Raw genomic sequence first — 25,720 nt, 5'->3', positions numbered from 1 at the left:
GCTGGTGATCGAAGTCATTTTGGTCGCCATCATGATTGCCCCGCCAGAAAAATGTGGGTGTGTTTTTGCGACAGGTTAACCCGATGGTAGTGCCCGCGCTTCAGTGCCAGACGGCGAAGTTCACGGATCGGCACATCGACGCGGAGCGTCGGCGCGTTGTGCTCACCCTGCAATTTACATTCAGCCCGGACAAAGGTGCCCTGAAACTCCAGATCTTCGACCATCACCGGGAAGCTGGCTTCACCCGATTCGCCGATGTCGGTAAAGTGGAGATCTTCCGGGCGCAGGCCAAGCTCCAGCATATCACCGCGCTTGAGGTGTTCGGCAGGTTTTGGCAACAGGGTTTCACCGATGCGGATTTGGGTGTCGCTGACCACGGAGCCGGCAATAAAGTTCATGTTGCCGACAAAATCGGCGACAAAGCGCGATGCCGGTTGTTGGTAAATTTCTTCCGGGGTACCGACCTGCTCGATACAGCCATGGTTCATCACCATAATGCGGTCGGCCATTGCCAGGGCTTCTTCCTGATCATGGGTCACCATGATGGTGGTGATCCCCAACTGGCGCTGCAGGCGGCGGATTTCCTCTCGCAGGTGGCCGCGAACTTTGGCGTCCAGTGCTGACAAAGGTTCATCAAGCAGTAACAATCCTGGGGATAATGAGAGGGCACGGGCCAGCGCAATACGTTGTTGCTGACCGCCGGAAAGCTGGTTTGGGAATTTCACTCCGGCATCAGCCAGGCCGATGAGATTGAGCCAGTGGCTGACGGTTTCATCCACTTCTTTTATGCTCTTGCCCTGGTTGCGCAGTCCCAGACCGATATTCTCAGCTACAGTCAGGTTCGGGAACAGGGCGTAGGATTGAAACACAATGCCGAAATCGCGCTGTTCCGGTGGCAGGAACGTGGTTTCCTGGCCTTGTTGGGTGATCTTGCCTGAAGATGCGAGATCCAGACCGGCAATGGCCCGCAGCAGGGTGGTTTTGCCACACCCGGAAGGGCCGAGGAAGCAGATGAATTCGCCTTTGTGAATGTCGAGAGAGATGTCTGTCAGCGCAGTAAATTGGCCGTACTGCTTACTGAGATGTTCAATCTTCAGATAGGTATTCATGGTTTAGCTCGATTTATTTGGTATATACCAAACATACACCGACCTAATTACACTTCGATGACAGCTACTTGACGAAAAAAAGACAGTTCAGGTGGTAAATTTCTGTCATCGGGTTAATACTTAACTCTACCTGAATGACCTTTTTTTACTTGGCGTGAAAAAAGATTATTGAATAGAGAGCCGCGTTTTAATCCATTCAATATTGCTACTATCCACATGAGCTTAATCTAACAAGGAATAAGTGATGGAAAGGAAAATGCTGATTCGAAATATTTCGTATATGGAACGTGAGTTATCAGAAATGAAGAAAGAGCTAGCGGTACTGGATGCGAAGTGGGAGCAGCAAGAGCAAGCCGTGCTGCCCGAAGCCGAAGAAGCGATTCTGAAAGATAAACAACACTAAGTGGTTGTGACCTGCCAACCTGAACCAATCTCGGGTTATTTGTCTCATCATTCATAGCCGAGAGGCTGGATCAGATTGGTATAAAAAAGAGTGATGGCTGCTCACCATCACTCTTTCTTGGTGTTTCAAGACCAATCAAGCACGCTTATGAGCGTGGCTCAGACTTGGCGTCAAATTTGGCAGACCAGGTTTTTAGCACCTCCTGACGACTGACGGCCATTTTTGAGAAGTCCATTTTCACCATGGCACGTTCAACATCCGGATAGTTTTTCACCGGCTTGTTAACCGCTTTGTGGCCGACTACCGGGTAGAAGGCGTTGTACAAATGATTGGCTTCTTTCGACAATGACCAGTCAACCAGGCGCTTCGCCGCATCCGATTGGGTGTTCACCAGGCCCACCGCTTCCGATTCCCAACCCACACCGCCGGTCGGCATGATGATATCGATTGGTGCGCCTTGGGTTTTCAGTTTCGCGCCACGGATCGCCATGGAAATACCGATGGCCACTTCTCCCATCCCGGCCTGAACACAAGGCTTGGAGCCCGAGTGAGTATAGTGGGCAATATTCTTATCCAGTTTTTCCATGTAGTCCCAGGCCGCATCGTCACCCATGGACTGCATCCAGGCGGAAACCTGCATATAGCCGGTGCCGGAAGAGGCCGGGTTCGGCATTGCGATATGGCCTTTATAGACAGGTTTCAGCAGATCCTGCCAGCTTTCCGGTTTCGGCAGCCCCTGTGCTTTGGCGACCATTTCGTTAAAGCACACCGCGTTAAAGAAGGCGTCGTTGCCGAACCAGGCTTTATCTTGCTCCGGGTCAATCAGATTCGGGCGGATTTGATCCAGACCGGCTGGCGTATAAGGCTTCAGGATCCCTTCATCTTTCAGCAGAGCCATCGATGAGCCTGCCAGGCCCCAAACCACATCGGCGCGTGGGTTGGCTTTTTCAGCCAGTAGTTTTGCAGTCATGATCCCGGTTGAGTCACGAACCCATTTGATTTTGATATCCGGGTTGGCTTTTTCAAATCCATTTTTGAACTTGGCCAGCATGTCTGTTTCGTAGGCGGTGTAAACCGTCAGTTCCTCAGCGGCAAACGCCGAGGTCGCAGATAGGGCGGCAATCGCAGTCAGAGGCGCAATCATCCAACGGTGCTTCATTGTTCATTCTCCATGAGTCTATTTGGTATGTACCAGATTGGTTCGACTTGGAAGATGCTAGGGAGCAATTATGACAATTCAATGATTTTCAGATGTCAGTTTGCTAACAGTTATGTGAGTTGTTAATTGCGGCATGCTGTTCATGTTTGGATCATTTACTGCCGTTTATGAAAGTTTTATTAAGTCTACGGTGGGGGGATTTACATCAATTCGTTTGGCTCGCTATAGTTTTTATCAAATTGGTATAGTCCAGAATGAGAATCAAAAGATGGAAACTGTAGAAAATCAATACTTGCTGCTGACCCCGGGCCCGTTATCAACCAGCCGTACCGTGCGTGAGGCGATGCTGAAAGACTGGTGTACCTGGGATGATGACTATAACAAGGGCATTGTTGAGGTGATTCGCCAGCAACTGGTTGCCTTGGCGACAGCTCAGGATAGCTATACCTGTGTGCTGATGCAGGGTAGCGGTACCGCCTCGGTGGAAGCGACGATCGGCTCGGTGATCCCGGCCGACGGCAAACTGCTGGTGATTAACAATGGTGCCTACGGCGAGCGGATCGGCCAGATTGCCCAGTACCTGAACATTGCTCACCATATTGTCGAGCTGGGTGAAGTCGCTCAGCCGGATTTGCAGGCGCTGGAGACGATTCTGGCTGAAGACCCGGCCATTACCCATATCGCGATGGTGCACTGTGAAACGACCACCGGCATGCTGAACCCGGTCGCACCGGTGTGTGAGCTGGTGAAAGCGCACGGCAAAGTGATGATCCTCGATGCGATGTCCAGCTTTGGCGGGATCCCATTGGAGATCGGGGAATTGGGGATCGACTTTCTGATCAGCTCTGCCAACAAATGCATCCAGGGCGTGCCGGGATTTGGTTTTGTCCTGGCCAAACAAGCGGAGCTGGAACAATGTCAGGGCCGTGCCCGTTCGCTGACGCTGGATCTGTATGATCAGTGGCAGTGCATGGAAAAAAATCACGGAAAATGGCGCTTCACCTCACCGACCCACACCGTTCGTGCTTTTCACCAGGCACTGCAGGAACTGCTGGTGGAAGGGGGCGTGGAAGCCCGTTATGCGCGTTATCACAGCAATCAGCAAATTCTGGTCGATGGGATGGAACGTTTGGGGTTCCGCTGTTTGCTGGATAAATCGCTACACTCACCGATTATTACCTCTTTCTACTCTCCGGCGCACCCGGATTACGATTTCAAGACTTTCTATCACTTGCTGAAAGAAAAGGGCTTCGTGATTTATCCGGGCAAAGTGTCGAACGCGGACTGCTTTCGGATCGGCAATATCGGCGAAGTTTACAACCAGGATATCCATCGCCTGATTGATGCCATTGGCTCTTCAATGTACTGGCAACATGGCGCACAGGGCGGAACCGCTGCCGAAATGCAGGAGCAGCAGGCATGAGCCTTCCGGAAAATGAAGCCCTGGTCAATCACGATACGGCATTGACCGAGCAGTCACTGCGCAGTGAAGGGGATACCAATACTTCCCCGGCGCGTGCGGCCTGGAGCCAGACGATTTCCGATGAGACAACCCGAGCCACGCTGGCCGAGGACAGCCGCTATTTCCTCCATCAGGCGATGTCGACCCCGTGCCTGGATGCGCTGGTGGGCGCTCAGGGGATCTATCTCGAAGATGTTGCCGGCAAGCGCTACATGGATTTTCACGGCAATAACGTGCATCAGCTTGGCTACGGTCACCCGCATGTGATTGAACGGGTGCAGCAACAGTTGGCAACCTTACCGTTCGCACCACGTCGTTTCACGAATCAGACGGCGATCGATTGTGCCCGCCGTTTAACGGAAGTTGCCGGGGGCGAGCTGAACCGGGTGCTGTTTGCGCCGGGGGGAACCTCGGTGATCGGCATGGCGCTCAAGTTGGCGCGTTTTGTCACCGGCAATGCCAAGGTGGTGTCATTGTGGGATTCGTTTCACGGTGCGTCGATGGATGCAATTTCGGTCGGCGGTGAGGCCTGCTTCCGCGAGGGGATGGGACCGCTGATGGCTGGGGTTGAACGGATCCCGCCTGCCGTCAGTTACCGGGGAGCTTTGCCTTCCCCGGATGGCAGCGATATTCATTACGCCGATTACTTAGAATATGTGATTGAAAAAGAAGGCGGGATCGGTGCCTTTATTGCTGAAGGCATCCGCAATACTGATGTTCAGGTGCCCAGCCGGGCCTATTGGCAGCGGGTGCGGGAGATTTGCGATCGGCACAATGTGCTGCTGATCATGGATGATATCCCCAATGGGATGGGACGTACCGGCCATTGGTTCACCCACCAGGCGTTCGACATCGAGCCCGATATTCTGTGTATCGGGAAAGGCCTGGGCGGCGGCGTGGTGCCGCTGGCGGCGCTGCTGACCAGAGATCAGTACAACACCGCGTCGCAAGTCTCGCTTGGCCATTACACCCACGAGAAGAGTCCGGTGTGCTGTGCTGCCGCGTTGGCGACGATTGAAGTGATTGAGCAGGAAAGCCTGCTGGAGAAAGTCAGGGCGGATGAGGCTTATGTTCGTGAACGACTGCTGCAGATGAAAGAGAAGTTTTCCCTGATCGGTGATGTGCGCGGTATGGGGCTGCTGTGGGGCGTTGAGCTGGTCACCGATCAGGAGACCAAAGCCCGTGCATTAGCGGCTGCCGAGCAGGTGATGTATCGCTGTCTGGCGCTGGGGCTGAGCTTTAAGGTGTCACAGGGTAACGTCTTGCAGCTAAGTCCCCCCCTGATTATCAGTCGCGACGCCCTTGCCCGTGCGTTGGATATCGTCGAGCAGGCGATCGGTGAAGCCGACGCCGTCAGAAACAAATTTGAACCACAACAACGATTACTCGGGTGTGCCGGTTGGCGCAGACGCTGAATGCGGCACATCTTTACGAAGGATGAGGAGACATCAGATGCAACATTTACAAGCGGTTATGTTTGACTGGGCTGGCACTGTGGTTGATTTCGGCTCTTTTGCCCCGACCACCATTTTTGTCGAAGCATTTAAGCGCGAATATGACTTTGAGATCAGCCTGGAAGAAGCTCGTGTTCCGATGGGCCTCGGCAAGTGGGATCATATTAAAGCCGTCGGGGAGCTACCGGAAGTTGCGGCGCGCTGGGAAGCCAGGTTTGGTCGCCCGATGCAAAAAGAAGACATTGATAAAATCTATCAGACTTTCATGCCGCTGCAGGTGAAAAAAGTTGGTGAGCATGCGGATCTGATCCCCGGCGCTAAAGCCGTGATCGATAACTTGCGTGAACAGGGCCTGAAAATTGGTTCATGCACCGGTTACCCGCGGGTGGTACTGGATGCGCTGATCCCGGCCGCTAAAGCCAATGGTTACAGCCCGGATTGTGCGGTTGCAACCGACGATCTCAAAGCCGGGGGCCGTCCGGCGCCTTATATGCTGCTGCAAAACATGCTGACGCTGGCGGTGAGCGATGTTAAAGCCTGCGTGAAAGTGGATGACTCGGTGCCGGGGATCACCGAAGGTTTAAATGCCGGGATGTGGACGGTTGCGCTGCTCCTGTCCGGAAACGAAGCGGGTCTGACTCAGGCTGAGTTTGAGGTGGCGGATGAAGCGACGCTGGCGGCAGCCCGGGTGAAAGCTCAGGATGCGTTTGCCCATTCGGGCGCCCATTATCAGATTGATACCATTGCCGATCTGCCGGCAGTGATTGCTGATATTGAGCAGCGGCTGGCAAACGGTGAGCGCCCGTAAATCGCCTTTGATTTCACCGCAAAACATACTGACAATTTCCATCTAAACAGATCAAGCCTTGCATTGTGGTGATGCGAAGGCTTTTTTTGTTTTTGTCCGGGATGCATGCAGTCGGTGCGCATGGGCCAGAGTTCACTCATTAGGTGCGCCATGACTTCAGGTTCGCCAGCGGATACTGGGCGCTTTAGCGGTAAAGCAAGAAAGGTGAGATGAATTAGAGATGCCTCATAAGTACCAAATCGGGTCGGGCGCTTCAAAAAGTTGATGTTTTTCATCAGCTAAGAATCAGTGATTGAGGTCTTGTTTTATACAAACTTTTTTGCCAATAAGGGCCGGGTATGGTCTTATTCTGTGCATCCTGCCCCGAAAAAACATAAGTTAAATCAATATGAATAGGGTAAAACTTTTGTTTTTACAGTTTTGTTGATGTTAATCAATTGTATTGTAAATATTTTGTGTTTGGTTTTCTGCGCTTAAAATCAAGATCGACCGCAAATTTTCTAAAATCCATCATTCCTCAGCATCAAGTAAGACGTATAGTTGGAAAGTGCTCTTTAAGTATAAAGCAGACGGCAACCGGCCGACTGAGATTCTGAATGCCGTTCAGTTTGTCGTGGTCATGTTTCTTTAGGGATGGTTATGGATACACCAATTGATATCTCGAAAGACAGTGGCGTCGTGTTTAATTACACATTGTTTTTATCTGCCTCCTGTCAATACAGGCTGACGTTTATCGATGCGCTCAAAGCATTAATTCCATCATTGACAGTATCCTGGACTTCTGCGCTGCCGGAGGGGATGTCAGAGTCGGAAAAGCTGCAAACGCAGGCGCTGAAAGTTCTGTCCACCAGTACTAGTGATACCAATAATCTGATCCGTCTTATTCGTTTAGCGCGCCAGGAGCGTATCCAGGAGTTGCTGATCACTTTGCCTTATGCACTCGATGTTGAGCAACTGGACTATATCGAAGAAAAGGCAGAGTGTAAGATTATACTGGCGGCTGAAAGCGGGGAGGTACTTCGAGCCATGTTATGTGAAGTGCGCATCTAAGCGTTGCGGGTTTTGCTTTATTATGCTGGTTACCTGAAATCGAAAGGCGCACTTGTATACCTCCCTTTGTATTCGAGTGCTCCTACATGGGTGGATTGAAGTTGTGGATGCGATAGACTAGTAAGTCACCAGATGCGATTCGATTACATAATTCTTGGTGCTTTTCATCTTCTGATAAGTTGCATTGTAAAGGGTTATCAATCAATGATGCATAAAGACGGGAAATACTGAACTGCACCCCCCAATTTTGCGAATGCGAGCTTAGCAAAAGATGGGCCTGTAGCTTGTTCTTAAATGAATCCAATGAAAAACTGCTATCCATACCGAATGGGCAACGTTTGGCCGTTGTTATCAAATAGCACAGGCCTACACGATTAATAATAAGCGTGTTCGTATACCTGGCTGTCCTTAGTATCGTTTTCAGATCCAAAATCAACCTCTATCATCGTATTGTTCTTTCTTGCTTGCTTCGATTTTCGCAAATAATGCATTGGCTCTTTTCATTACAGTGTTTGCTGCCTTTTGCTTACGCGCATTGAGGAATTGATCAGAGAACTGTATGTAGCGCTTGGCCATCGCTAGCTGAGTTTTGATTAAAGGAGAAAAATCAGCAGGAACATCCTTTGCTACTTGGTTTACATCATTCTCTAAAGACTGAAGCTGTCGCACAGTTTTCAGATTACGCAACCGTTCGTGGAAAGCGTTGAACTGGAACTCATAGTAGTCACTAGCCGCTTTGTATGGGAACTTGATTGGGTTATCTGATTGTTTTAACTCATGATATCTGTTAATCGATTGAACTGCGTTAAACAGTCTCTCTCCCTTGGTTATCAGGGCAACATTATGTTCATCCTCTGAGAAATAGGTATCCCCAACAGCGATGAGCATTTTCAATCGTTGAGAATCAAGAGTGTTCATTGCGGTACGAAACTGGTCTGCAAAAACTGAATTAGCTGCAGCACTGGGCTTAAAGTCAAAATTATGGTCAATCTGAGAGAGGTCCGCTCTCAAACGCGTAATGTCCTGTCCTATCTTGGGATCAAAGTAACTACCTGCCTCCAAGATCGAGTTAATCTGATCGATGATTAAAGACTTACTTGATTGCCAGCTGAGAGTAACACGCTTATTCATCTCGGTTAGAGAGTGAGAATCTGGATAAAGGCTCAAAGCTTCTTTAATAATGCCTTCAATTGCATAGTAGTCAGGGTAGCGGTTGGTGCTGTTGTTTAAAATAGAATCAATGCGATCCTGATACCAGTCGATAGCTTTCTCTTGATTCAGGTGTAACAAAGCTGCCTTTAAAACGCTGCTTTCTGGTGGGAGTGTTGGCAATGTCTTCAGTAATGACTCGACAGGCAGCGCTAGTAGTTTTTCTTCATGGTCTTGTGCATTTTGGATATCGGTTAGCTGAGCCTGAAGCCCTGACCTTGCTTGGTTCAGTGAGTGATAGCCATAGGAGGCAGCAGCCGCCATAACTAATAACGAAGCAACGAGTACAGGAAAATGACTCTTTCTCCGGGTTAGTAGCGTTTCGATCTCAGCAAAACTTTTGAGTCGCTCAGAGGGATTAAACTGCAGCCCGCTGAATAGTACCTTCCATAAGTAGCCAGGTAGTTGCTGAGGGCGAGTTAGTTTGAGAGCTTGTTCTTGAGCTTGGTTTGATGGTGTTCGATTATATGGGTGTTTACTCGTGACAAGCTCATAGGCAATGCATGAAAAAGCGTAAATATCATCTTGAAAAGAAGGAGAATTACCAGAAATCAGGTTCGGTGATGCATAAGCTGGCGTATAGCCGGCGATGATGCTGGACTCGTCATGTGTGATGGATGCGTATTTATCGACACTTAGGCTCTGTGCCCGTGCTACACCAAAATCAAATATTTTGATGACGCCGTTTCGGGTGAGCATAATGTTGCTGGGCTTTAGATCTGAATGAACGACTCCCATACTATGGGCATAACTGAAAGCGGAAACGATTTGTTTGAGCAGTGAAAGAGTCTTCTTCGGGGGTAGCCCGTTAGGACGAGAGCGCAAGATAATATCTTCAAGCGTCTCTCCGTCTAAAAGCTCCATTACCAGATAATAAAACCTGTCGAAACCAAAACCGAACACTTTCACAATATTCGGGTGGCTTAGTGATTGTGTCTGTTTAGCTTCTTTTATCAGTAAATCATTATAATCAGGGTTTTCAGTCGTATTTGACTGAAGTACCTTTATTGCAACATCCGAGGCATCAATACCTTCAGCTTCTAAAAGCAAATCCTTCGCTTGATATACCTCGCATAAGCCACCTCGACCGATAAGCGACACAATTTTGTAACGATTATCGATAATATCCCCACTATCCAAGCTGGTATTTTTGTGGTTAGTCTTATCTATAGAATTATCGATAATGTCATCATGGGTATTATTGGCAGAATGCTCAGAAACTAACTCAGCCGACTTGATAACAGTCTCATCATTCTTCTGCCGTGATGAATCATCATTAGCATTATCACGAGGGGTGTTTTCATTTTCCATAACTAACCCAAAGTATATTCAAGAACTAATAACGCCGACATAAATAACACTAATTAACCACAAGATCTAGAAGCTGAGCGGTTATACGCTGAAATTCGATCGATATAGATAATGATAATTTGATAGATTACATCGATTTTTTGATCTTGATGGAATAAAAATTAATCTTTAAATCTTTAGCGTTGATTTTTTAATACCTGCCAATAGGATTCAACGGTTAATAAATGAGGTTAAATTTAGATATCTGTGGTTTCCTACAGGTGTCTGTGTTTCAGGGGCATTTACGATGCAGCTTACACTAGAGATAGCCAGTTATCACAAGTACGCGACAGAGACTGAAGTTTCTAAAACCTTCTCTTCGAGCGATCACGGCAGGTTGATTACGCTAGGGCGGGCTAGAGAAAGTGATTGGTATTTACCTGATCCGGAAAGGGTTATTTCAGCTGAACATGCTCAGATACTAATTACTGAGGACTCATTTGTTATAAGAGACGTATCAACCAATGGTTTATACATAAATGGGTCAGCAAGCCCATTGGGCCAAAATAACACCTATTACCTTGAGCACGGAGATGAAATTAGTATATCCGACTATCAAATTAAGGTTTATATACAAGCGGCTGAAATTAAAGATGTGAGTTTAGTTCAAAAAACAGAAGGCGGTTCAAGTGTAAGGAATATTGAATCTGAAACAGATGAGATATTGCTTCAAGATTTTGGAATCTCCTCGGGTTTGCTCGCTGATGATGCGATTAATACGCAGAATAAAACGCAAGCATTAGAAATCGACTTAGATGAAAATTTTCAGATACCCGACAATCACTCTGGAAAAACCGGAGCTGTAGGGAGTATCCCTGAAGATTGGAGCCTATCACTGGATAGCCAAGATCAATTGACCAAGGAGACGGCAGGACACGCTGAAGAAACCTTCGCTGCTTTGTCTTCAAAATCTTCTACAAAAGTTAGTCTTGAAAACATTGATATCTACGATTCTTTTGTCAAGGGGCTGGGGATAAATCCAAGTATGGTTCCGGATGCTTCGAATGAAAGGTTTTGGAGGTTAATGGGATCCTCATTAAGGTTGCTACTGGAGGGTATCGCTGAAACTTTGCATAGCAGAACTGAATTCAAGCAGCAGAAGCGCTTAAATCAGACTTTATTCCAAAAGACAGAGAATAATCCCATAAAATATTCAGGGACAATTGAAGACCTTATACACAATCTATTCATCCGTGAAAGTACAAGCTTTATGAGCCCTGAATTGGCTATAAAAGAAGCTTTTGACGATATTAAAGAACACGAGAAAGCACTTCAGGCTGGCCTGGAAGGAAGTATTCAAGGGATTCTTACAGTTTTATCGCCAAGAAATATAAAAGTAAGTAGCACAGATGAAACAAAGTGGCGTCGAAAGCTATTCAAAAATGAAAGTAAAGACAGTTGGAATAACTATCAAAGTGTTTATAAGAAAATGACGAACGATATGAACGGTTACAAGTTTTATATGGATGATTTTAATAAAGCATATGAAACATACATCAATAGTAAGTAAGGTCATGCTATGAAGAATTTCGCTGTGTTACTAGTGTCGCTCATTCTACTGAGTGGTTGTACGGTCGCAAATTATGTTGTGCCGGCCTATACAAAGTTAGAGTTTAGTGTATCTGAAGAAGTTAATCCGGACTTAAATGGACGACCGTCGCCTGTCGTCGTCAAAGTGTATGAATTATCATCGAGAACCCTTTTTGAGAATCATCATTTTTTCGAATTATATGACGAACCTGAAAAAGTATTAGGTCCTGACTTGATCGCTAGAGATGAGTTTGAGTTCTATCCTGGTTCCGAAAATTCATATGATGTAACACTTCAACCTGGAGTCAGGTATGCGGGTATTTTAGTTGCCTACAGAGATCTGGAGAATGCTCGTTGGAGAGAGATTGTTGAAATCGATAACACAGACTATGAAACCTATCAAATAGATGTTGGGAAGCTAGCTGTATCTGTCTTGAATAAGTAGTCCCGCCGTCCAAATCAAAGGAATTTAGAGATGAGTGATTTCAGTCGCGTGGCATGGACCGAGGGCATGTTCCTGAGGCCGCAGCATTTCCAACAGCAGGAGCGTGCAATTCTGAGTGAGTTGACTTCGACCCTGGAGAAGTCAAAGCCATACTATTGGGGTATATATGACATTGCTATTGATGAATCATTACTAAAGTTGTCTCAGTTTGGCATCATTACGTTGTCTGCACAAATGCAAGACGGCGTTTCGATCAGTTTACCCAAGAAAGATGCTTTACCACCACCTTTGCAGATAGAAAAGAACACAAGGGACAAAATTGTCTATTTAGCTATACCGGCGGATAAGAGCAATGGCTTAAATTTATCTGATATAAACTCAACAAAGGTTACAAGGTTTCATTTTGAGGATCATGAAACTGTAGACAATTCTGTTGGCAGCGAGGCTTCAGAAATTATTCAAGTCACGAAGTATAGCCTTGAGCTCACAACGGATGAGAGTAGTTTATCTGGCTATGTAGCGCTTCCAATCGCAAGAATCAAAGAAGTCGATGATGACGGGAAAGTCGTTCTTGACGATAAGTTTATTCCGCCGACGATAAACTCTCAAAGTAATGCGAATATAAAACGTTTCATCCATGATCTTAGAAGTGTTGTAAAGCTACGTGCAGATTCTATTGCAAGCAGGCTGGGGCAAGGACAAGGTACATCTAACTCAATCATTGACTTTTTGATGCTGCAAGCACTGAACCGATATGAGCCGCTTCTTATACATTTAGAGCAAACGAATGGAACGCATCCGGAAGAGATCTTTAGGCTTATTTGTTCAATGTCAGGTGAAATGGCAACATTCTCTAGCCATAACAAGCGGCCGCCAATCTTACCGGTCTATCAGCATGATGAATTGACGACTGTTTTTGGCAACTTGATGGTGGTGCTCAAGCAATATATGAGTACGGTACTTGAACAAACAGCCGTGCAGCTAAATATAGAGTCAGCCAAATACGGTATTAAAGTGGTCACCATTCCGGATAAAACCCTTTTTGATTCTGGAGTTTTTGTTTTATCAGTGAAAGCTGATATTTCTGTTGAAGAATTAAGAAAGCGCTTCCCAGCACAAATAAAAATTGGTCCTGTTGAACATATTCGTGATCTTGTCAATAACCAGTTGCCTGGGGTTTCTATTTCACCACTACCCGTGGCACCACGCCAGATTCCATACAATGCTGGCTATCACTATTTTCAGCTGGATCAGAAAAATAGTTACTGGAATAGGTTAAGTGCAAGTGGCGGGATAGCGCTTCACTTGTCAGGTCGATACCCAAATTTAGACATTCAGATGTGGGCTATTAAGTAGCTCGAACAATTGAGGATATGTTGTGGCTGATTCAACAGTAATCAAACCAAAACCAGGACGATTAGGATTGATGGAGACCAATGTCGGTGTAGTCAAGGCACCATCATTGAGCAATGACAGAACAGTGGTTCATAAGAACTCTTCGAAACTGGGTGTTATGCCACTCTCGAATAATCCACTTGTCGAGGAAGCATCAATCATATTCTCAATTATTTTCAAGGTCAGAAGTGCTCCGGATAACACGAATGTCGATAACCTGAAAAAGTACTCAATTGATAGGGTGAAAGACTATGAGCAGAGATTGAAAGATAATAACTTGTCACTGAGTGATATTGAATCTGCTAGGTACTGTTTGTGCTCTTTCGTTGACGAGACCGTATTGAATACAACTTGGGGTGGTCGTTCAAACTGGTCTGAAGAAAGCTTGCTTTCTATTTTTCACACAGAAACTTTTGGTGGCGAATATTTCTATAAGCTGCTCGATGATGCACTATCTGATCCTCAAAATAATCTTTTGCTCATCGAGTTTCTATATATGTGTCTTTCCCTGGGGTTCATTGGGAAAATGCGCATTGAAGATAATGGCATGGATCAGATAGAAACTTATAGGTATAAGGCTTTCCAGATAATAAAAAGAATGTCAGAAAATACTGAAACTCTGATCAGCCCCACATACAAGAAGAACTTACTGATCGGGGTAAAACCGACTCGAGGTATTCCGCTGTGGGTAGTTACAGCAGTTTTTGCTGTGATGACCTTAGGGATTTACATGGGTTTTTCATATAATATCAATAGCTTATCTGATCCTGTTTTTGCTCGTATTAACAACATAGCTCAGTTAGAACAAGGTGTGGTTATTTCTGACAGTGAAGGCAACCCTTCAGTTCAGCACCTCAAGCAACTCTTACAAAGTGAAGTTTCTAAAGGGTTTATTGAACTGATTGAATTGAATGACAGGCTGAGGATTATTATTAATTCTAGTGAGTTGTTTTCCTCTGGTAGCGCTGAAGTAAAAGAGGGTATTTTGCCTATTCTTGCAAAAGTGGCTCGAGTGTTGGAATCAACAAGTGGACATATTTTAATCACCGGGCATACAGACAATCAGCCCATTTTTACAAGTAAATATCCATCCAACTGGCACCTATCGTTAGCCAGGGCAACAGCTGTTGCAAACATATTAGCAATGGGTTCTGAACTTCAAGGCCGTTTATGGCCGGAAGGAAAAGGGGATGCGAGCCCCAGGTATCCCAATGACTCACATTCTCAGCGCGCCGAAAATCGCCGTGTTGAAATTGACCTGCTATTTAATTAATTTTAGGGCTGAAGATGTTTTACAGATTTATTCATTATCTTAAAGCAGTTTTATACTCAAAGTGGGCTATCACTTTGATCGGCTTGCTAGCGTTATCCTTCTTAATCTGGTTTGGAGGTCCGCTGATTGCAATTGCTGGCAGTGAGCCGTTTTCTAGCCCAATCGTAAGATTGGTAATAATCTTGTGCCTGACATTTTTTTGGGCAGGTATTAACATTTACCAAGCTAAAAAAGAGAAAAGGAGCAATGAGGAGAATGTAAACTCTTTGCTGAATATTTCATCGGAAGAGGAAGATAAAGAAGGTATTGACCATGAGATCGATACGTTACGCGCACGAATTACCAAGGCGATCTCAATCCTAAAAACATCTTCATTACTGAAAGGAAAGAGCTTATATGAGTTGCCTTGGTATATTTTAATTGGCCCACCCGGAACAGGGAAAACAACTGCCTTGTACAACTCAGGTTTGGAGTTTCCGCTTAAAGACCAGCTAGGTGACGATCCGTTGGCTGGGGTTGGCGGTACCAGGCACTGTGATTGGTGGTTTACAAATAAAGCTATTCTGATTGATACAGCAGGTCGGTATACAACACAGAACAGCAACGCTAAGCTCGATAGTAAAGCCTGGCTCGGATTTCTCGGTCTGCTTAAAAAATACAGGACTCAAAAGCCGATCAATGGTGCAATTATCACTATCAGCCTAACCAGCTTGATGAATGACACGCCTACAGAAAGAACACTTCAGGCGCGTGCAATAAAACAACGCCTTCAAGAGTTAAAAAATAGGCTGGGCATGAATTTCCCTGTGTATGTTATTTTTACAAAGGCTGATCTGGTCGCGGGGTTTAATGAGTTTTTTGAAGGGTTAAGCCAGGAGCAGCGTGAGCAGGTTTTTGGCATAACCCTTCCAGAGCAGTCCAGCGAAGATGAACAAGGTGTAGTTTCTCAATTCAATCGAGAGTTTCATCGAATTCTAGAAAACTTAACTCAACAGATTAACGAAAAAGTTTTCAACGTAGCTGACAAAGAAAAGCGCCTGCTGATTTACGAATTTCCAAAACAGCTCAGGATGTTGCAAGCAGCAGCGGATGATTTGTTGAAAATAATATTTAGCCCGAATAGCTTTGAAGAGCCACCAATGTTGCGTGGGATATATTTAGTTAGCGCGACACAGAAAGGCACACCTATTGACAAGGTTATTTCTGAAGCAACGCATAGTCTCGGAATGGGAGAAGTTTCGCTACATCAGCATGGTGGTCAGTCGAAAGGTTACTTTGTCAAAAACTTGTTCGAACAGGTGATCTTTCCAGAGCAAGATGCTGGAACATTGAACCGTATCCATGAAAGAAATAGCCTATTGATTCGTCGCTGCGTCATTGGTGCAAGCTGTTTGCTTCTCGTCACTTCTACTGTGTTGTGGAGTTTGAGTTACCGCTGGAATATGCTTTATGTGGACAAGACTGAAGAAGTACTGGATGAGTTCGATCTAATTACAGGAAGTGGTTTATCAAAAGATACTGATATTGTTTCCCTGGTAAAGGCTTTGGACTATTTGAAACAATCACCAAATTCTATTTCAAAAAGTTTAGACGGTGAGGTTGTTGTTGCCAAAAACTTAGGGTTGTATCAAGGTGATAAGATTGGCGAGCCTCTTAATGTTGCCTATTATCGAGTATTGAAAGAACACTTTTCACCGTATATTACCTCTGCTTTAATTCATGATATGAATCAGAAGCAGTCATATTTGGAATATTTATATGAGACATTGAAAACTTATTTGATGTTGTTTGATAGCAGTCGATTTAATAAAGAGCAAGTTCTGAGTTGGTATGTTCAATATTATGGTCGTAATTACCCGGGTGAGATAAATGCTGATCTCAGAACGTCTTTGTTAGTTCATACCGATGCCATGCTTGAAAGTGGTGTGAGAACTGCTGACTATGACGATGATAGTGTAAGAGTGGCTCGTGAGGCCTTGAGTGAGCTTCCGCTCTCCGAAAGAGCATATCAACGTCTGAAGCTTGACTATAAATCAAGCCATATACCTGACTTCCGGATCACCAATGTCATTGGGAGCGATAGTCACAATATTTTCTACCGGGAAAGCGGGAAAAAATTGAGTGAAGGGATCCCTGGGCTTTACACCTATAACGGATTTCACAGTATCTTTCAGTTAGAAAATCAGAGAATAGTCAAGCGTTTGATGGAAGACTCATGGATTTATGGTGATGAAGAAATAGAGCTTTCGAAAATTACTAACGACGAAATTATGAAGGAAGTTGAGAGTAAGTATTATCAGGAGTACATCTTTGTATGGGAAAAACTAATTTCAGATCTCAGGCTCAAGGAATTTGATTCAGCTTCAGAAGGAATTGACATCGTTAGTGTGCTTTCTGGATCGGAGAGACCGATACAGAACATGATCTATGCTATTCAGAAACAGCTAAAGTTAAGTACACTGCCGGCTGGAGATGAGGTGACTAAAGCAGCGAAAATTGCGACTCATGCTGCAGACGTTGCGCTAGAAAATAAAAAGTCAAGAATTGAACGTTATCTTCCGGTGTCGGAAAGTAACGCTCGTGGTGATTTACCGGGAGAAGTTGTAGAAGATTATTTTTCAGAAATTCTTGATGCTACGGAAAGTGACTTAAAACAAATAAATTATTCATTGAGTACGCTGGAAAGTGAACTGTTAAATATTGCGAATGTTCGTTCAGGCAAAGTGAATCAGCTACCATTGATAGGCACAAGTAATAATACAGAGATCAATAGTGCGTTCAGGAAACTAAGGGATACGTTACCTGAACCATTTAGCTATTGGTTAGTAGAGGCACATAACAAAACAACCCAGCTTTCTAAAGAAGGAACACAAAGTCAGCTCAATGACATTTGGCAAGATCAAGTTTATCGAGAATATAAAAAAGCAATCCGTGGAAAATATCCTTTATCACCGAATGCACGTCATGAAGTGAAGCTGAAAGATTTCTCTAAGTTCTTCGGTTATGGTGGTGTAATTGATAGTTTCTTTAGTCAATATGTAGAACAGTACGTAGATACTTCGAGAAACAGATGGCGGTTTGTTAATAACGTTGGGATTAGTAATAGATCACTACGTCAATTTCAGAGAGCAAGAGAAATCCGAAACAAATTTTTTGAGCCGGGTACCCAAAATTTGAATGTTGAATTTGGCATGGAAACTGTTTATCTGGATCTACATATCAGTAACTTCCGGTTTGAGCTCGGGGACACATCGATGACTTATCGTCACGGACCGACACGAGTAAATAGTTTTAAATGGCCGACAAATGGTCGATCTGATGGCGTCAGATTAATTTTCACACCACCACAATCTGGGTTTTCCATCACGAAAGAATACCCGGGAGAGTGGGGGTTATTCAGGATGTTCACACAAGCGAAGAATCAGCGTGCACAAACAGTTACAGACAAGGTGATCAATGTTGACTTTAAAGGAAATAAAGTCGCAATGAAGCTGGTACCTAGTAGTGTATCTCATCCATTTTGGCTTAAAGCACTGGAGAGCTTTTCATGTCCGGCACGGCTTTAATATCTAAATTTGGCTACTTTGGCAAAGTGCCTGAGCGTGGGGATTATATTCATCATGATGTCTCTGTTGAATTTACTGAAGTTTGGAGCGAGTGGTTGCAGTCAGTACTCGCAGTGAGTAAAGAGCAGTTAGCAGAGCAATGGCTGGACGCCTTTTTAACCAGCCCTGTGTGGCATTTTTCGCTATCGCCGGGCGTTTGCTGTGACAAGACGGTGATAGGTACCATGATGCCAAGTGTTGACCAAGTGGGTAGGCACTATTTTTTTACCACGGTACGAGAAGTCAACAAGAACCCGTATGACTACTGGATGAGTCGAGACTGGAGTTTAAAGATTGAGCGTCACTTGCTTAAGCTGTATGACGACGGAAATGCTCTGGAGCCTTGGCTCGCTACATTCAGTGACAATGACTGGCTGATTGAAGATGAGCCTGTGTCATCATCGCCAAGAATAATGACCAGTAACTCAAAGGGCATGATTGTAGTTGATGAGAGTGAGTCAGATTCTGACTACTTTATACACCACTTAGCTGAGTCAAGTTTCGATAACTACTGTATTTGGTGGACCAGCGGATCACAGAAAATTCAGAAGTGTAAATTAATCACATCAGGCTTGCCTTTAGTGGGACAGTTCTCTGCGATGTTAGACGGCAAATGGCAGAAATGGGGTTGGTGATGGTGGACTATTGTTTGAACTTTTCATCATTCTCAAAAAGTCATGAGGGCAAGGTGCGCTCATATAATGAAGATGCCTTTTTTTGCTCTGATGCCAATGGCGTTTGGGTTGTTGCTGATGGGATGGGGGGGCATGAAGCGGGGGATTATGCCAGCAAATTACTCGTTGAACTGATTGAACATCATTTGAGTAAAGTAAACGAAAAAGATGTTGATACGGTACTTTTGCGAGATATTGTTACCGAAGCAAATTACAAGATCAAAGAGTACTCAATCAATGAGTTAAATGGGGAAGTTGTCGGAACCACGGTGGCAATATTGCTCATTCAGAATGGCCATTTTTACTGCCTTTGGGCAGGTGATAGCCGAATTTATCTCTATCGAAATAATCAGTTGGTTCAAAAAACACGGGATCACAGCCAAGTCATGGATATGGTAGATCAAGGTATTTTGACTGAGGAAAATGCAGAGCAGCACCCTATGGCGAATGTTATTACCAGAGCTGTAGGCGTTGAATATGAGATAGACATTGATGAAGTATCAGACACTTTGTGCGATGGTGATAAGTTCTTACTTTGCTCCGATGGTTTAACAAAAGAGTTAAACCATCATCATATATCTGATTGCCTTCGCGCCAGTGAGGTGAATGATTCTGTATTAGCTTTAATGCATTCAGCGCTGGTGAGAGGGGCATCGGATAATGTCACTTGTGTCATGGTGAAAGTATCAGAACAAGTACACCAAACCAGGTTAGAAACGACAGTCCCTATTTTTAAGAAGAAACGATAAGCAGGTATATGTTGGTGAGTGATATGGATAACATTCAACTTGATTTTGAAGGGGTATTAAAACCTATTTCTGCCGAGAGTCAAACGGGTAATGACCCCCGTTCAGATACATCGCCTCATTCACCTTATTATCTGTTGAAGGATGTCAGGAATCAGGCTCGTGCAGCAGAAAGATTAGCGCTTATTGATAATGAGCCGCTATTAAGTTTGTCTGATAAATGGCGTCAAATTCTTAGGCAAGTCCCTGAGCTTCTTGCTAACGAGGCAAAAGATCTTGAATATGCTGCCTGGTACATCGAGGGACTCACAAGAAATTATGGTTTTAAGGGACTGGGTACTGGTTTTAAAGTTGCTCGTTTACTGATTGAGGAATTTTGGGATGACCTTTACCCGGAGCCTGATGAGGATGGCTTGGAAACTCGCATCTCTCCTTTGATTGGGCTCAACGGTGTTGATGGTGAAGGTACGCTTTTGATGCCAATCAGCTGTATACCGTTGACTGAGCTTCACAATGATAAATGTTTTTCATTGTGGGAATATGAACAAGCTGTTGATATTGAACGCCTTGATCAAGACAAACGACAGCAAAAAATTGCGGCAGGCGGAGTTTCATTAAAAGATGTTAATGATGCGGTCTTGGCATCGAGCGTTGAATTTTATCAGGCCTTGTATAAAGACATTGAATTTTCTATACAAGAGTTTGATGCGTTATCTGCAGTCATGGACCGAGCTTGTGGCACACCGGTACCAACTTCTCAGATTACGAAAAAGTTGAATATTTGCAAAGATACAGTGGAGTATCTGGCAGCAGATAAGTTACTTTTTATGACTCCAAATGATGAAAATCCGCTATCTGAAGTGTCGGATGAAGTTGTTGATCATATGGCTGGACGTAGTGACTTGAGCATGGCTCTTAATTCGCGTAGCGATGCCATTGATAATTTAAAGTTAATTGCCGAATTTTTTAAAAAACAGAGCCACATTCACCGATGGCTTACGGTATTGAGCAAGTCATTCGCTGGAGTGCGATGTCATTACCGGATTTATTAGAAGAGTTAATATCAGATGGGGACGCTCGGAAAGGTTACTTCCGCCTTGTTGGTATTGTTTCAAACTCAGATGAATAGCGTATATCTTTTCAGGTTGACTAGAAAGGGAGAGTAAAATGGAAAGTATCCATGGGAAATTATCAAGGGTACGTAAGCCGAGAGTACATATCACCTATGATGTGGAAACGGAAGGCTCTACGGTTAAGAAAGAACTTGCGTTTGTTGTTGGTGTGATGGGTGATTTTGCAGGTCAAAACACGAAAGAACTGAAACCAATTAAAGATCGTCGGTTTATACAAATTGATCGAGATAACTTTGACGATGTACTAGGTAAGATGAACCCTAAACTTAGTTTTAAGGTAGAGAATAAACTTGCCAATGACGGAACTGACATTGAAGTTGATTTAGAGTTCAGATCAATGGCTGACTTTGAACCTGCTGCCATTGTAAACCAGGTCGATCCATTACGTAAGCTGATGGAGACCCGCAATAAGCTTCGTGATCTGATGACTAAAGTTGATCGCTCTGAAGAGTTAGAGAATTTGCTGGAGTCAGTGCTGAACAATACAAAGGATTTGCAACAGCTGTCTGATGAATTAAGCATAGGAAGTAAGGAGCCGTCAGAATGAGTACTAGCACTTTAACTACGCATGATACGGATAGATCCGAGGAAAGCATCTCTCTGCTTGAGCAAGCTATTTCTGCAACGAAACAAACAGATAGCTCCCGCGCCGAAGAATTGCTGCGTACGCTTACCCAAGAAGCGCTGAAGGGGACTGTTACCTGGAATAAAAACCTGACTGTCACGTTCAGAGAAGCGATTGCTGCAATTGACACAGCGATTTCTTCTCAACTTGCTGAAATTATGCACCATGAACAATTACAGAAGCTTGAGGGCAGTTGGCGTGGGCTGAACTACCTGGTCATGAACTCGAATACCAGCCAGACGCTGAAGATCCGTATGCTCAATATGAGCAAAAAAGAGCTTCATAAAGATTTGAGTAAGGCAGTTGAGTTTGATCAAAGCCAGATATTCAAAAAGGTCTATGAAGCGGAGTTTGGTACTCCGGGTGGCGAACCCTATGGCGCGCTTATCGGTGATTACGAGTTTACCAACCACCCTGAAGATATTGAAACCTTGAGTTTAATGTCTAATGTGGCCGCAGCCGGATTTTCGCCATTTTTATCAGCAGCCTCGCCAGCTTTGTTCGGCTTTGATGAATGGACTGAGCTTGCGAAGCCTCGTGACTTGGAGAAAGTCTTCGAATCACTTGAATACACAAAGTGGCGTTCGTTCAGAGAAAGTGCAGACTCCCGCTTTGTAACCCTGACGATGCCACGTGTGCTTGCTCGTTTACCATATGGTGAGGCTACTGCACCTGTTGAAGCGTTCCGATATGAAGAATTTCAGGTCGATGAAGAGTCGGGCCTGTCTGTAAAAGCAGATCATGACGATTACTGCTGGATGAATGCCTCTTATGTGATGGGGGCCAAGCTGACAGACGCCTTTGCCAAGTACGGATTCTGTACCGCAATTCGTGGTGCAGAAGGAGGTGGTCGTGTTGACAATTTGCCTTCACACATTTTCTTGAGTGATGACGGCGATCCGGACTTGAAATGTCCGACAGAAATCGGAATTACGGATCGTCGTGAAGCTGAACTGGGTAAACTAGGCTTCCTGCCACTTTGCCACTACAAGAATACGAACTATGCAGTGTTCTTCGGTGCCCAAACTTGTCAAAAGCCTGAGCAGCATAATAATCCGGACGCGACTGCGAACGCGGCAATTTCGGCACGCTTACCCTATATGATGGCGACGTCCCGGTTTGCGCATTACCTGAAAGTGATGGCGCGTGACAAGATTGGCAGTTACATGGAAGCGGAAGAAGTTGAGGCTTGGCTGAATCGCTGGATCCTGTCGTATGTGAATGCGTCTGAAGGTGGCGGGCAGGAAATCCGTGCTAAATATCCGCTTGCTGATGCCAAAGTAAAAGTGAAAGAGATTCCGGGGCAGCCGGGTGTATACAATGCGATTGCTTGGCTGCGTCCTTGGTTACAGATGGAAGAACTGACAACGTCTTTACGTCTAGTCGCAAAAATTCCAGATATTGGATAACTACTGATTAGGAAGCTGGTGTAAAACCAGCTTCTTAATGAATGGGTGTGAATTGATTCAGTCCTCGATCAAATTTATCGAAACAGATCATTTATCAAGCTTTACTGATAGCGAGAGCCATGCAGAGATCTGGTACGCGCAATCGGAGTTATTAGATAATTTTCTAAAAACTACCGAGGATCACTTGTCTCTGAGGATATGGTTGGAGAAAGAGCCAGATATAAATATATCTGACTTAACCGCTGAACGTATCAAGATTATGTTGCGGCGGGCAATTGAGTCGATTGATAAAAGGCTGAACGAACAAATTAATGAGATCTTACACTATGAAGACTTTAAAAGATTAGAGTCAAGCTGGCGAGGAATACGTTATCTGACGGAGCAAAATAGTGGCTGCGAAACTGAGATGACATGCAAGGTTAAAATAATTAACCTTAACTGGCATGAACTCAGCCGTGATATCGGACGAGCGATAGATTTTGACCAAAGTGACTTTTTCAGATTAATCTACAGCAATGAATTCACTATGCCAGGTGGTGAGCCATTTGGTTTATTGCTTGGAGACTATCGAATATCTCATAAGTCTCATTCTGGCTTGTCAAGTAATGACATTGATACATTACAAGGTATATCAAGTGCTTCTGCTGCCGCATTTGCGCCATTTATTACGGCTGCTGATCCTTCCCTCTTTGGTGTGGATCGCTTTTCAGATCTAGCTCATGTGAAAGACATCGCCGCACAGTTTTCGCAAGCAGAATATTTTAAATGGAGAAGTTTAAGAGAATCTGAAGACTCTCGTTTTCTGGGGATCGTTGTGCCAAGCATGTTGATGCGGGAGCCTTATAAACGAGATGGTTCACGGCGAGAGTGCTTTTATTTCAATGAAAAAATTCAAAATAGCGAGACAGATTACTTGTGGGGAAATGGTGCTTACGCTTTTGCTGCAGTCACGTTGAAAGCATTCTCTGAGTCGGGGTGGTTTAGTCAAATTCGAGGCATTGTGCCAGGGCAATTTAAGCGTGGGTTGGTGTTCAATCTCCCCAAAAGCCGAATCCAATTGTCGAGAAATGTAGAAATGCTCAAGCCTGCTGTTGACTTACAGGTTGGAGATCATCTGGAAAAACAGCTGTCGGATGGTGGTTTCATTCCTCTGTCTGCGTTGTATCAGACCGAGTATCTTGCTTTTTATAGTAATGCCTCTGTTAATAAGCCCAGAAGATATGAGTCTGAAAGTGCGAATGTGAACTCTAGATTGTCGTCTATGCTGCAATATACATTATGTGCATCTAGATTTGCGCACTATATAAAAGTGATGGGTAGAGACAAGATTGGTTCTTATAATACAGCCGAAGAACTTGAGAATGAATTTCAGCGTTGGCTGTTTCAATATACCACTGCTTCAGATGAGGCTTCAGATGAAGTGAGGGCTAAATATCCGCTGAACGAGGCTAAAATTAAAGTTCGTGAATATGCTGGAAGGACTGGTTATTTTTATTCCATTATTCACCTTCGCCCGCATTTCCAGTTAGACGAAATGGTGTCCAGTATGCGGCTTATCACTGAACTCTCACCAAATAATTATACTACGGGATAAAGCATGAAAAAAATCAAAGAGCTCATTCAGGAGTCTCAATTATCTGAAGCAATTGACTGTATCACTCAAGCTCTAAAATCTAGTCCAAGTGACGCGACCTTGAGAAGTACGTTCATTGAATTGCTATGCATTGATGGCCAGTATGAGCGCGCTGATCAACAGCTGAACTTAATTGTTAAGCAAAACCCAGATTACTTGACTGGGGCGAACAATCTACGACAGTTACTTCGCAGTGCTGTGGCCAGAGAAGACTTTTCTAAAGGAAAAGCAAGTGCTGTCATTATACGCAGTGGCGATCAAAGCTCGGAGAATTTACTCAAGTCAAGATTGTCCTATATTCAAGAAGACTCTGAGGAATACTTACAATTTATCAGAGCACTAGAAGAAAGCCGTGTGTCTTCGGCAGTAACGGTAGATGGGGTGAAGAGCACGACACTTCGTGACATTGATGATTCGCTGGGGGGCTATTTAGAGCTCTTTGGAACGGATGGTAACTATTACCTTGTACCAATTGATGCAATTTTAAGCCTTGAGTTCCAACCAGTTTCTTCGCTGGTCGAAATAGTCTGGCGTAAAGCTGTGGTAGATATTGAAGGGGGCTTGCAAGGAGAAGCTTTCATACCGATGACTTACCTCAATAGCCTGACAGATCAACACAAGCTGGCGCGGGAAACGGAGTGGGTTGAGCATTTAGCGAGTGATGTCTTTGTGGGGCAAGGGCAAAAAATGATGCTGTTTGGGGATGATGATTTGCCCCTATCGCAGATAAAACGACTTGAAAAATCCACTGTATAATTTTGCGGGCCATCAGGCATGAATTTAAATCGACAATTGCAGCCTTCATTTATCGATAAATTAATAGATGAGTCACCGGAAAGTGAGCGTGACTCGCTGAGTTATTTTACCTGGCGTGACATGAAGCATAGCGTCAGAAGAGATCTGGAAAATCTCTTGAACGCTAAAAAGCAATGGTTGACTTGGCCTGAAAGTTTAAGCGAGCTGGATAGGTCAGTGCTGTCATATGGCTTACCTGACTTCTCCTCTATGCCCTTGAGCAGCATGGACGGTAAGGAACGGCTCTGTGCCACGATAAAAGAAACGATCTTAAAATTCGAGCCAAGGTTTATTGATGTTTCCGTTTCTATCATTGAGGAGGAACAGCCTCTTGAGCGGACATTAAAGTTGCGAATTCATGCTTTGCTTCATACCCGGCCGGAACCGGAAGAAATTGCCTTTAACTCTGAGGTTGAGCCTGTGTCACTAGGGTTTACAATAAGCGAGTCATAA

21 protein-coding genes are annotated in these 25,720 nt (G+C 44.7%); 18 read left to right on the top strand and 3 right to left on the bottom strand.

From position 1 onward, the window contains the following. Positions 1 to 29: 29 nt before the first annotated feature. The gene (locus NNL38_RS08995) at positions 30 to 1,109 is read right to left on the bottom strand and encodes a putative 2-aminoethylphosphonate ABC transporter ATP-binding protein (protein WP_255387722.1); all 1,080 of its coding nucleotides are present in this window, start codon (positions 1,107 to 1,109) and stop codon (positions 30 to 32) included. Positions 1,110 to 1,353: 244 nt separating this feature from the next. Between NNL38_RS08995 and NNL38_RS08990 the strand changes: the two genes are divergently transcribed. Further along, positions 1,354 to 1,512, top strand: coding sequence for a hypothetical protein (locus tag NNL38_RS08990; RefSeq protein WP_255387721.1), 159 nt, complete (start codon positions 1,354 to 1,356; stop codon positions 1,510 to 1,512). Between the two features lie 145 nt (positions 1,513 to 1,657). On the opposite strand, the gene NNL38_RS08985 is transcribed toward NNL38_RS08990, so the two are convergent. Then, entirely contained in the window at positions 1,658 to 2,671 is a 1,014-nt protein-coding gene (locus NNL38_RS08985) for a putative 2-aminoethylphosphonate ABC transporter substrate-binding protein (protein WP_255387720.1), read from the bottom strand. Between the two features lie 268 nt (positions 2,672 to 2,939). Here NNL38_RS08985 and phnW point away from each other — a divergent pair, with 268 nt between their 5' ends. The 4 genes from phnW to NNL38_RS08965 all read left to right on the top strand — a co-directional run bounded on the left by phnW (position 2,940) and on the right by NNL38_RS08965 (position 7,445). Beyond that, the gene (gene phnW / locus NNL38_RS08980; RefSeq protein ID WP_255387719.1) at positions 2,940 to 4,094 is read left to right on the top strand and encodes a 2-aminoethylphosphonate--pyruvate transaminase; all 1,155 of its coding nucleotides are present in this window, start codon (positions 2,940 to 2,942) and stop codon (positions 4,092 to 4,094) included. Beyond that, positions 4,091 to 5,548, top strand: coding sequence for an aspartate aminotransferase family protein (locus NNL38_RS08975; RefSeq protein ID WP_255387718.1), 1,458 nt, complete (start codon positions 4,091 to 4,093; stop codon positions 5,546 to 5,548). The genes phnW and NNL38_RS08975 overlap by 4 nt, the downstream gene beginning before the upstream one ends. Positions 5,549 to 5,585: 37 nt before the next feature. Then, the gene (gene phnX / locus NNL38_RS08970; RefSeq protein WP_255387717.1) at positions 5,586 to 6,395 is read left to right on the top strand and encodes a phosphonoacetaldehyde hydrolase; all 810 of its coding nucleotides are present in this window, start codon (positions 5,586 to 5,588) and stop codon (positions 6,393 to 6,395) included. A 639-nt stretch (positions 6,396 to 7,034) separates the two neighbouring features. After that, positions 7,035 to 7,445, top strand: a complete 411-nt coding sequence (locus NNL38_RS08965; RefSeq protein WP_255387716.1) for a hypothetical protein — start codon at positions 7,035 to 7,037, stop codon at positions 7,443 to 7,445. A gap of 432 nt (positions 7,446 to 7,877) precedes the next feature. Here NNL38_RS08965 and NNL38_RS08960 read toward each other — a convergent pair whose 3' ends face one another. Beyond that, complete coding sequence (locus NNL38_RS08960) at positions 7,878 to 9,965, bottom strand: serine/threonine-protein kinase (protein ID WP_255387715.1); 2,088 nt, start codon at positions 9,963 to 9,965, stop codon at positions 7,878 to 7,880. 286 nt (positions 9,966 to 10,251) lie between these two features. On the opposite strand from NNL38_RS08960, the gene tagH reads away from it, so the two are divergent. The 13 genes from tagH (at position 10,252) to tssE (ending at position 25,720) form a co-directional block, all read left to right on the top strand. Continuing rightward, complete coding sequence (gene tagH / locus NNL38_RS08955; RefSeq protein WP_255387714.1) at positions 10,252 to 11,514, top strand: type VI secretion system-associated FHA domain protein TagH; 1,263 nt, start codon at positions 10,252 to 10,254, stop codon at positions 11,512 to 11,514. A 9-nt stretch (positions 11,515 to 11,523) separates the two neighbouring features. After that, the gene (gene tssJ, locus NNL38_RS08950; RefSeq protein ID WP_255387713.1) at positions 11,524 to 11,979 is read left to right on the top strand and encodes a type VI secretion system lipoprotein TssJ; all 456 of its coding nucleotides are present in this window, start codon (positions 11,524 to 11,526) and stop codon (positions 11,977 to 11,979) included. A 30-nt stretch (positions 11,980 to 12,009) separates the two neighbouring features. Beyond that, complete coding sequence (gene tssK, locus NNL38_RS08945) at positions 12,010 to 13,335, top strand: type VI secretion system baseplate subunit TssK (protein ID WP_255387712.1); 1,326 nt, start codon at positions 12,010 to 12,012, stop codon at positions 13,333 to 13,335. Positions 13,336 to 13,357: 22 nt separating this feature from the next. Further along, entirely contained in the window at positions 13,358 to 14,647 is a 1,290-nt protein-coding gene (gene tssL, locus NNL38_RS08940) for a type VI secretion system protein TssL, long form (RefSeq protein ID WP_255387711.1), read from the top strand. A gap of 14 nt (positions 14,648 to 14,661) precedes the next feature. Beyond that, on the top strand, positions 14,662 to 18,213 hold the full coding sequence (gene tssM, locus NNL38_RS08935) for a type VI secretion system membrane subunit TssM (protein ID WP_255387710.1): 3,552 nt from the start codon (positions 14,662 to 14,664) through the stop codon (positions 18,211 to 18,213). Further along, positions 18,195 to 18,887 (top strand): type VI secretion system-associated protein TagF, encoded by a 693-nt coding sequence (tagF, locus tag NNL38_RS08930; RefSeq protein WP_255387709.1) that lies wholly within the window; start codon positions 18,195 to 18,197, stop codon positions 18,885 to 18,887. The genes tssM and tagF overlap by 19 nt, the downstream gene beginning before the upstream one ends. Continuing rightward, complete coding sequence (locus NNL38_RS08925; RefSeq protein ID WP_255387708.1) at positions 18,866 to 19,675, top strand: PP2C family protein-serine/threonine phosphatase; 810 nt, start codon at positions 18,866 to 18,868, stop codon at positions 19,673 to 19,675. The genes tagF and NNL38_RS08925 overlap by 22 nt, the downstream gene beginning before the upstream one ends. A 23-nt stretch (positions 19,676 to 19,698) precedes the next feature. Beyond that, positions 19,699 to 20,724 (top strand): type VI secretion system protein TssA, encoded by a 1,026-nt coding sequence (gene tssA, locus NNL38_RS08920; protein WP_255387707.1) that lies wholly within the window; start codon positions 19,699 to 19,701, stop codon positions 20,722 to 20,724. Positions 20,725 to 20,839: 115 nt separating this feature from the next. Further along, positions 20,840 to 21,352 carry a type VI secretion system contractile sheath small subunit gene (gene tssB / locus NNL38_RS08915; RefSeq protein ID WP_255387706.1) on the top strand — a complete coding sequence of 171 codons (513 nt, stop codon included), beginning with the start codon at positions 20,840 to 20,842 and terminating at the stop codon, positions 21,350 to 21,352. Beyond that, on the top strand, positions 21,349 to 22,839 hold the full coding sequence (tssC, locus tag NNL38_RS08910; protein ID WP_255387705.1) for a type VI secretion system contractile sheath large subunit: 1,491 nt from the start codon (positions 21,349 to 21,351) through the stop codon (positions 22,837 to 22,839). Before tssB ends, tssC (NNL38_RS08910) begins: the two co-directional genes overlap by 4 nt. A gap of 202 nt (positions 22,840 to 23,041) precedes the next feature. Continuing rightward, positions 23,042 to 24,433: a type VI secretion system contractile sheath large subunit gene (gene tssC, locus NNL38_RS08905; protein WP_255387704.1), complete on the top strand. Its 1,392-nt coding sequence runs from the start codon at positions 23,042 to 23,044 to the stop codon at positions 24,431 to 24,433. A 3-nt stretch (positions 24,434 to 24,436) separates the two neighbouring features. Further along, positions 24,437 to 25,228 carry a type VI secretion system accessory protein TagJ gene (locus NNL38_RS08900; RefSeq protein ID WP_255387703.1) on the top strand — a complete coding sequence of 264 codons (792 nt, stop codon included), beginning with the start codon at positions 24,437 to 24,439 and terminating at the stop codon, positions 25,226 to 25,228. Positions 25,229 to 25,246: 18 nt separating this feature from the next. Further along, positions 25,247 to 25,720, top strand: a complete 474-nt coding sequence (gene tssE, locus NNL38_RS08895) for a type VI secretion system baseplate subunit TssE (RefSeq protein WP_255387702.1) — start codon at positions 25,247 to 25,249, stop codon at positions 25,718 to 25,720.

It is taken from the genome of Photobacterium atrarenae, from assembly GCF_024380015.1.
Classification (GTDB): Bacteria; Pseudomonadota; Gammaproteobacteria; order Enterobacterales; family Vibrionaceae; genus Photobacterium; species Photobacterium atrarenae.
The sequence above is the reverse complement of the archived record's forward strand: the minus strand, read 5'-3'. Positions and strand labels throughout refer to the sequence as shown.

Coding starts and splice junctions, on each gene's coding strand:
- NNL38_RS08925 (WP_255387708.1), top strand. CDS start 18,866: ATGGCAGAAATGGGGTTGGTGATGGTGGACTATTGTTTGAACTTTTCA.
- tssC (WP_255387705.1), top strand. CDS start 21,349: ATGAGTACTAGCACTTTAACTACGCATGATACGGATAGATCCGAGGAA.
- NNL38_RS08985 (WP_255387720.1), bottom strand. CDS start 2,671: ATGAAGCACCGTTGGATGATTGCGCCTCTGACTGCGATTGCCGCCCTA.
- phnW (WP_255387719.1), top strand. CDS start 2,940: ATGGAAACTGTAGAAAATCAATACTTGCTGCTGACCCCGGGCCCGTTA.
- tssA (WP_255387707.1), top strand. CDS start 19,699: ATGGATAACATTCAACTTGATTTTGAAGGGGTATTAAAACCTATTTCT.
- NNL38_RS08965 (WP_255387716.1), top strand. CDS start 7,035: ATGGATACACCAATTGATATCTCGAAAGACAGTGGCGTCGTGTTTAAT.
- NNL38_RS08995 (WP_255387722.1), bottom strand. CDS start 1,109: ATGAATACCTATCTGAAGATTGAACATCTCAGTAAGCAGTACGGCCAA.
- tssM (WP_255387710.1), top strand. CDS start 14,662: ATGTTTTACAGATTTATTCATTATCTTAAAGCAGTTTTATACTCAAAG.
- NNL38_RS08990 (WP_255387721.1), top strand. CDS start 1,354: ATGGAAAGGAAAATGCTGATTCGAAATATTTCGTATATGGAACGTGAG.
- NNL38_RS08900 (WP_255387703.1), top strand. CDS start 24,437: ATGAAAAAAATCAAAGAGCTCATTCAGGAGTCTCAATTATCTGAAGCA.
- phnX (WP_255387717.1), top strand. CDS start 5,586: ATGCAACATTTACAAGCGGTTATGTTTGACTGGGCTGGCACTGTGGTT.
- tagH (WP_255387714.1), top strand. CDS start 10,252: ATGCAGCTTACACTAGAGATAGCCAGTTATCACAAGTACGCGACAGAG.
- tssK (WP_255387712.1), top strand. CDS start 12,010: ATGAGTGATTTCAGTCGCGTGGCATGGACCGAGGGCATGTTCCTGAGG.
- tagF (WP_255387709.1), top strand. CDS start 18,195: ATGTCCGGCACGGCTTTAATATCTAAATTTGGCTACTTTGGCAAAGTG.
- tssB (WP_255387706.1), top strand. CDS start 20,840: ATGGAAAGTATCCATGGGAAATTATCAAGGGTACGTAAGCCGAGAGTA.
- NNL38_RS08975 (WP_255387718.1), top strand. CDS start 4,091: ATGAGCCTTCCGGAAAATGAAGCCCTGGTCAATCACGATACGGCATTG.
- tssJ (WP_255387713.1), top strand. CDS start 11,524: ATGAAGAATTTCGCTGTGTTACTAGTGTCGCTCATTCTACTGAGTGGT.
- tssE (WP_255387702.1), top strand. CDS start 25,247: ATGAATTTAAATCGACAATTGCAGCCTTCATTTATCGATAAATTAATA.
- NNL38_RS08960 (WP_255387715.1), bottom strand. CDS start 9,965: ATGGAAAATGAAAACACCCCTCGTGATAATGCTAATGATGATTCATCA.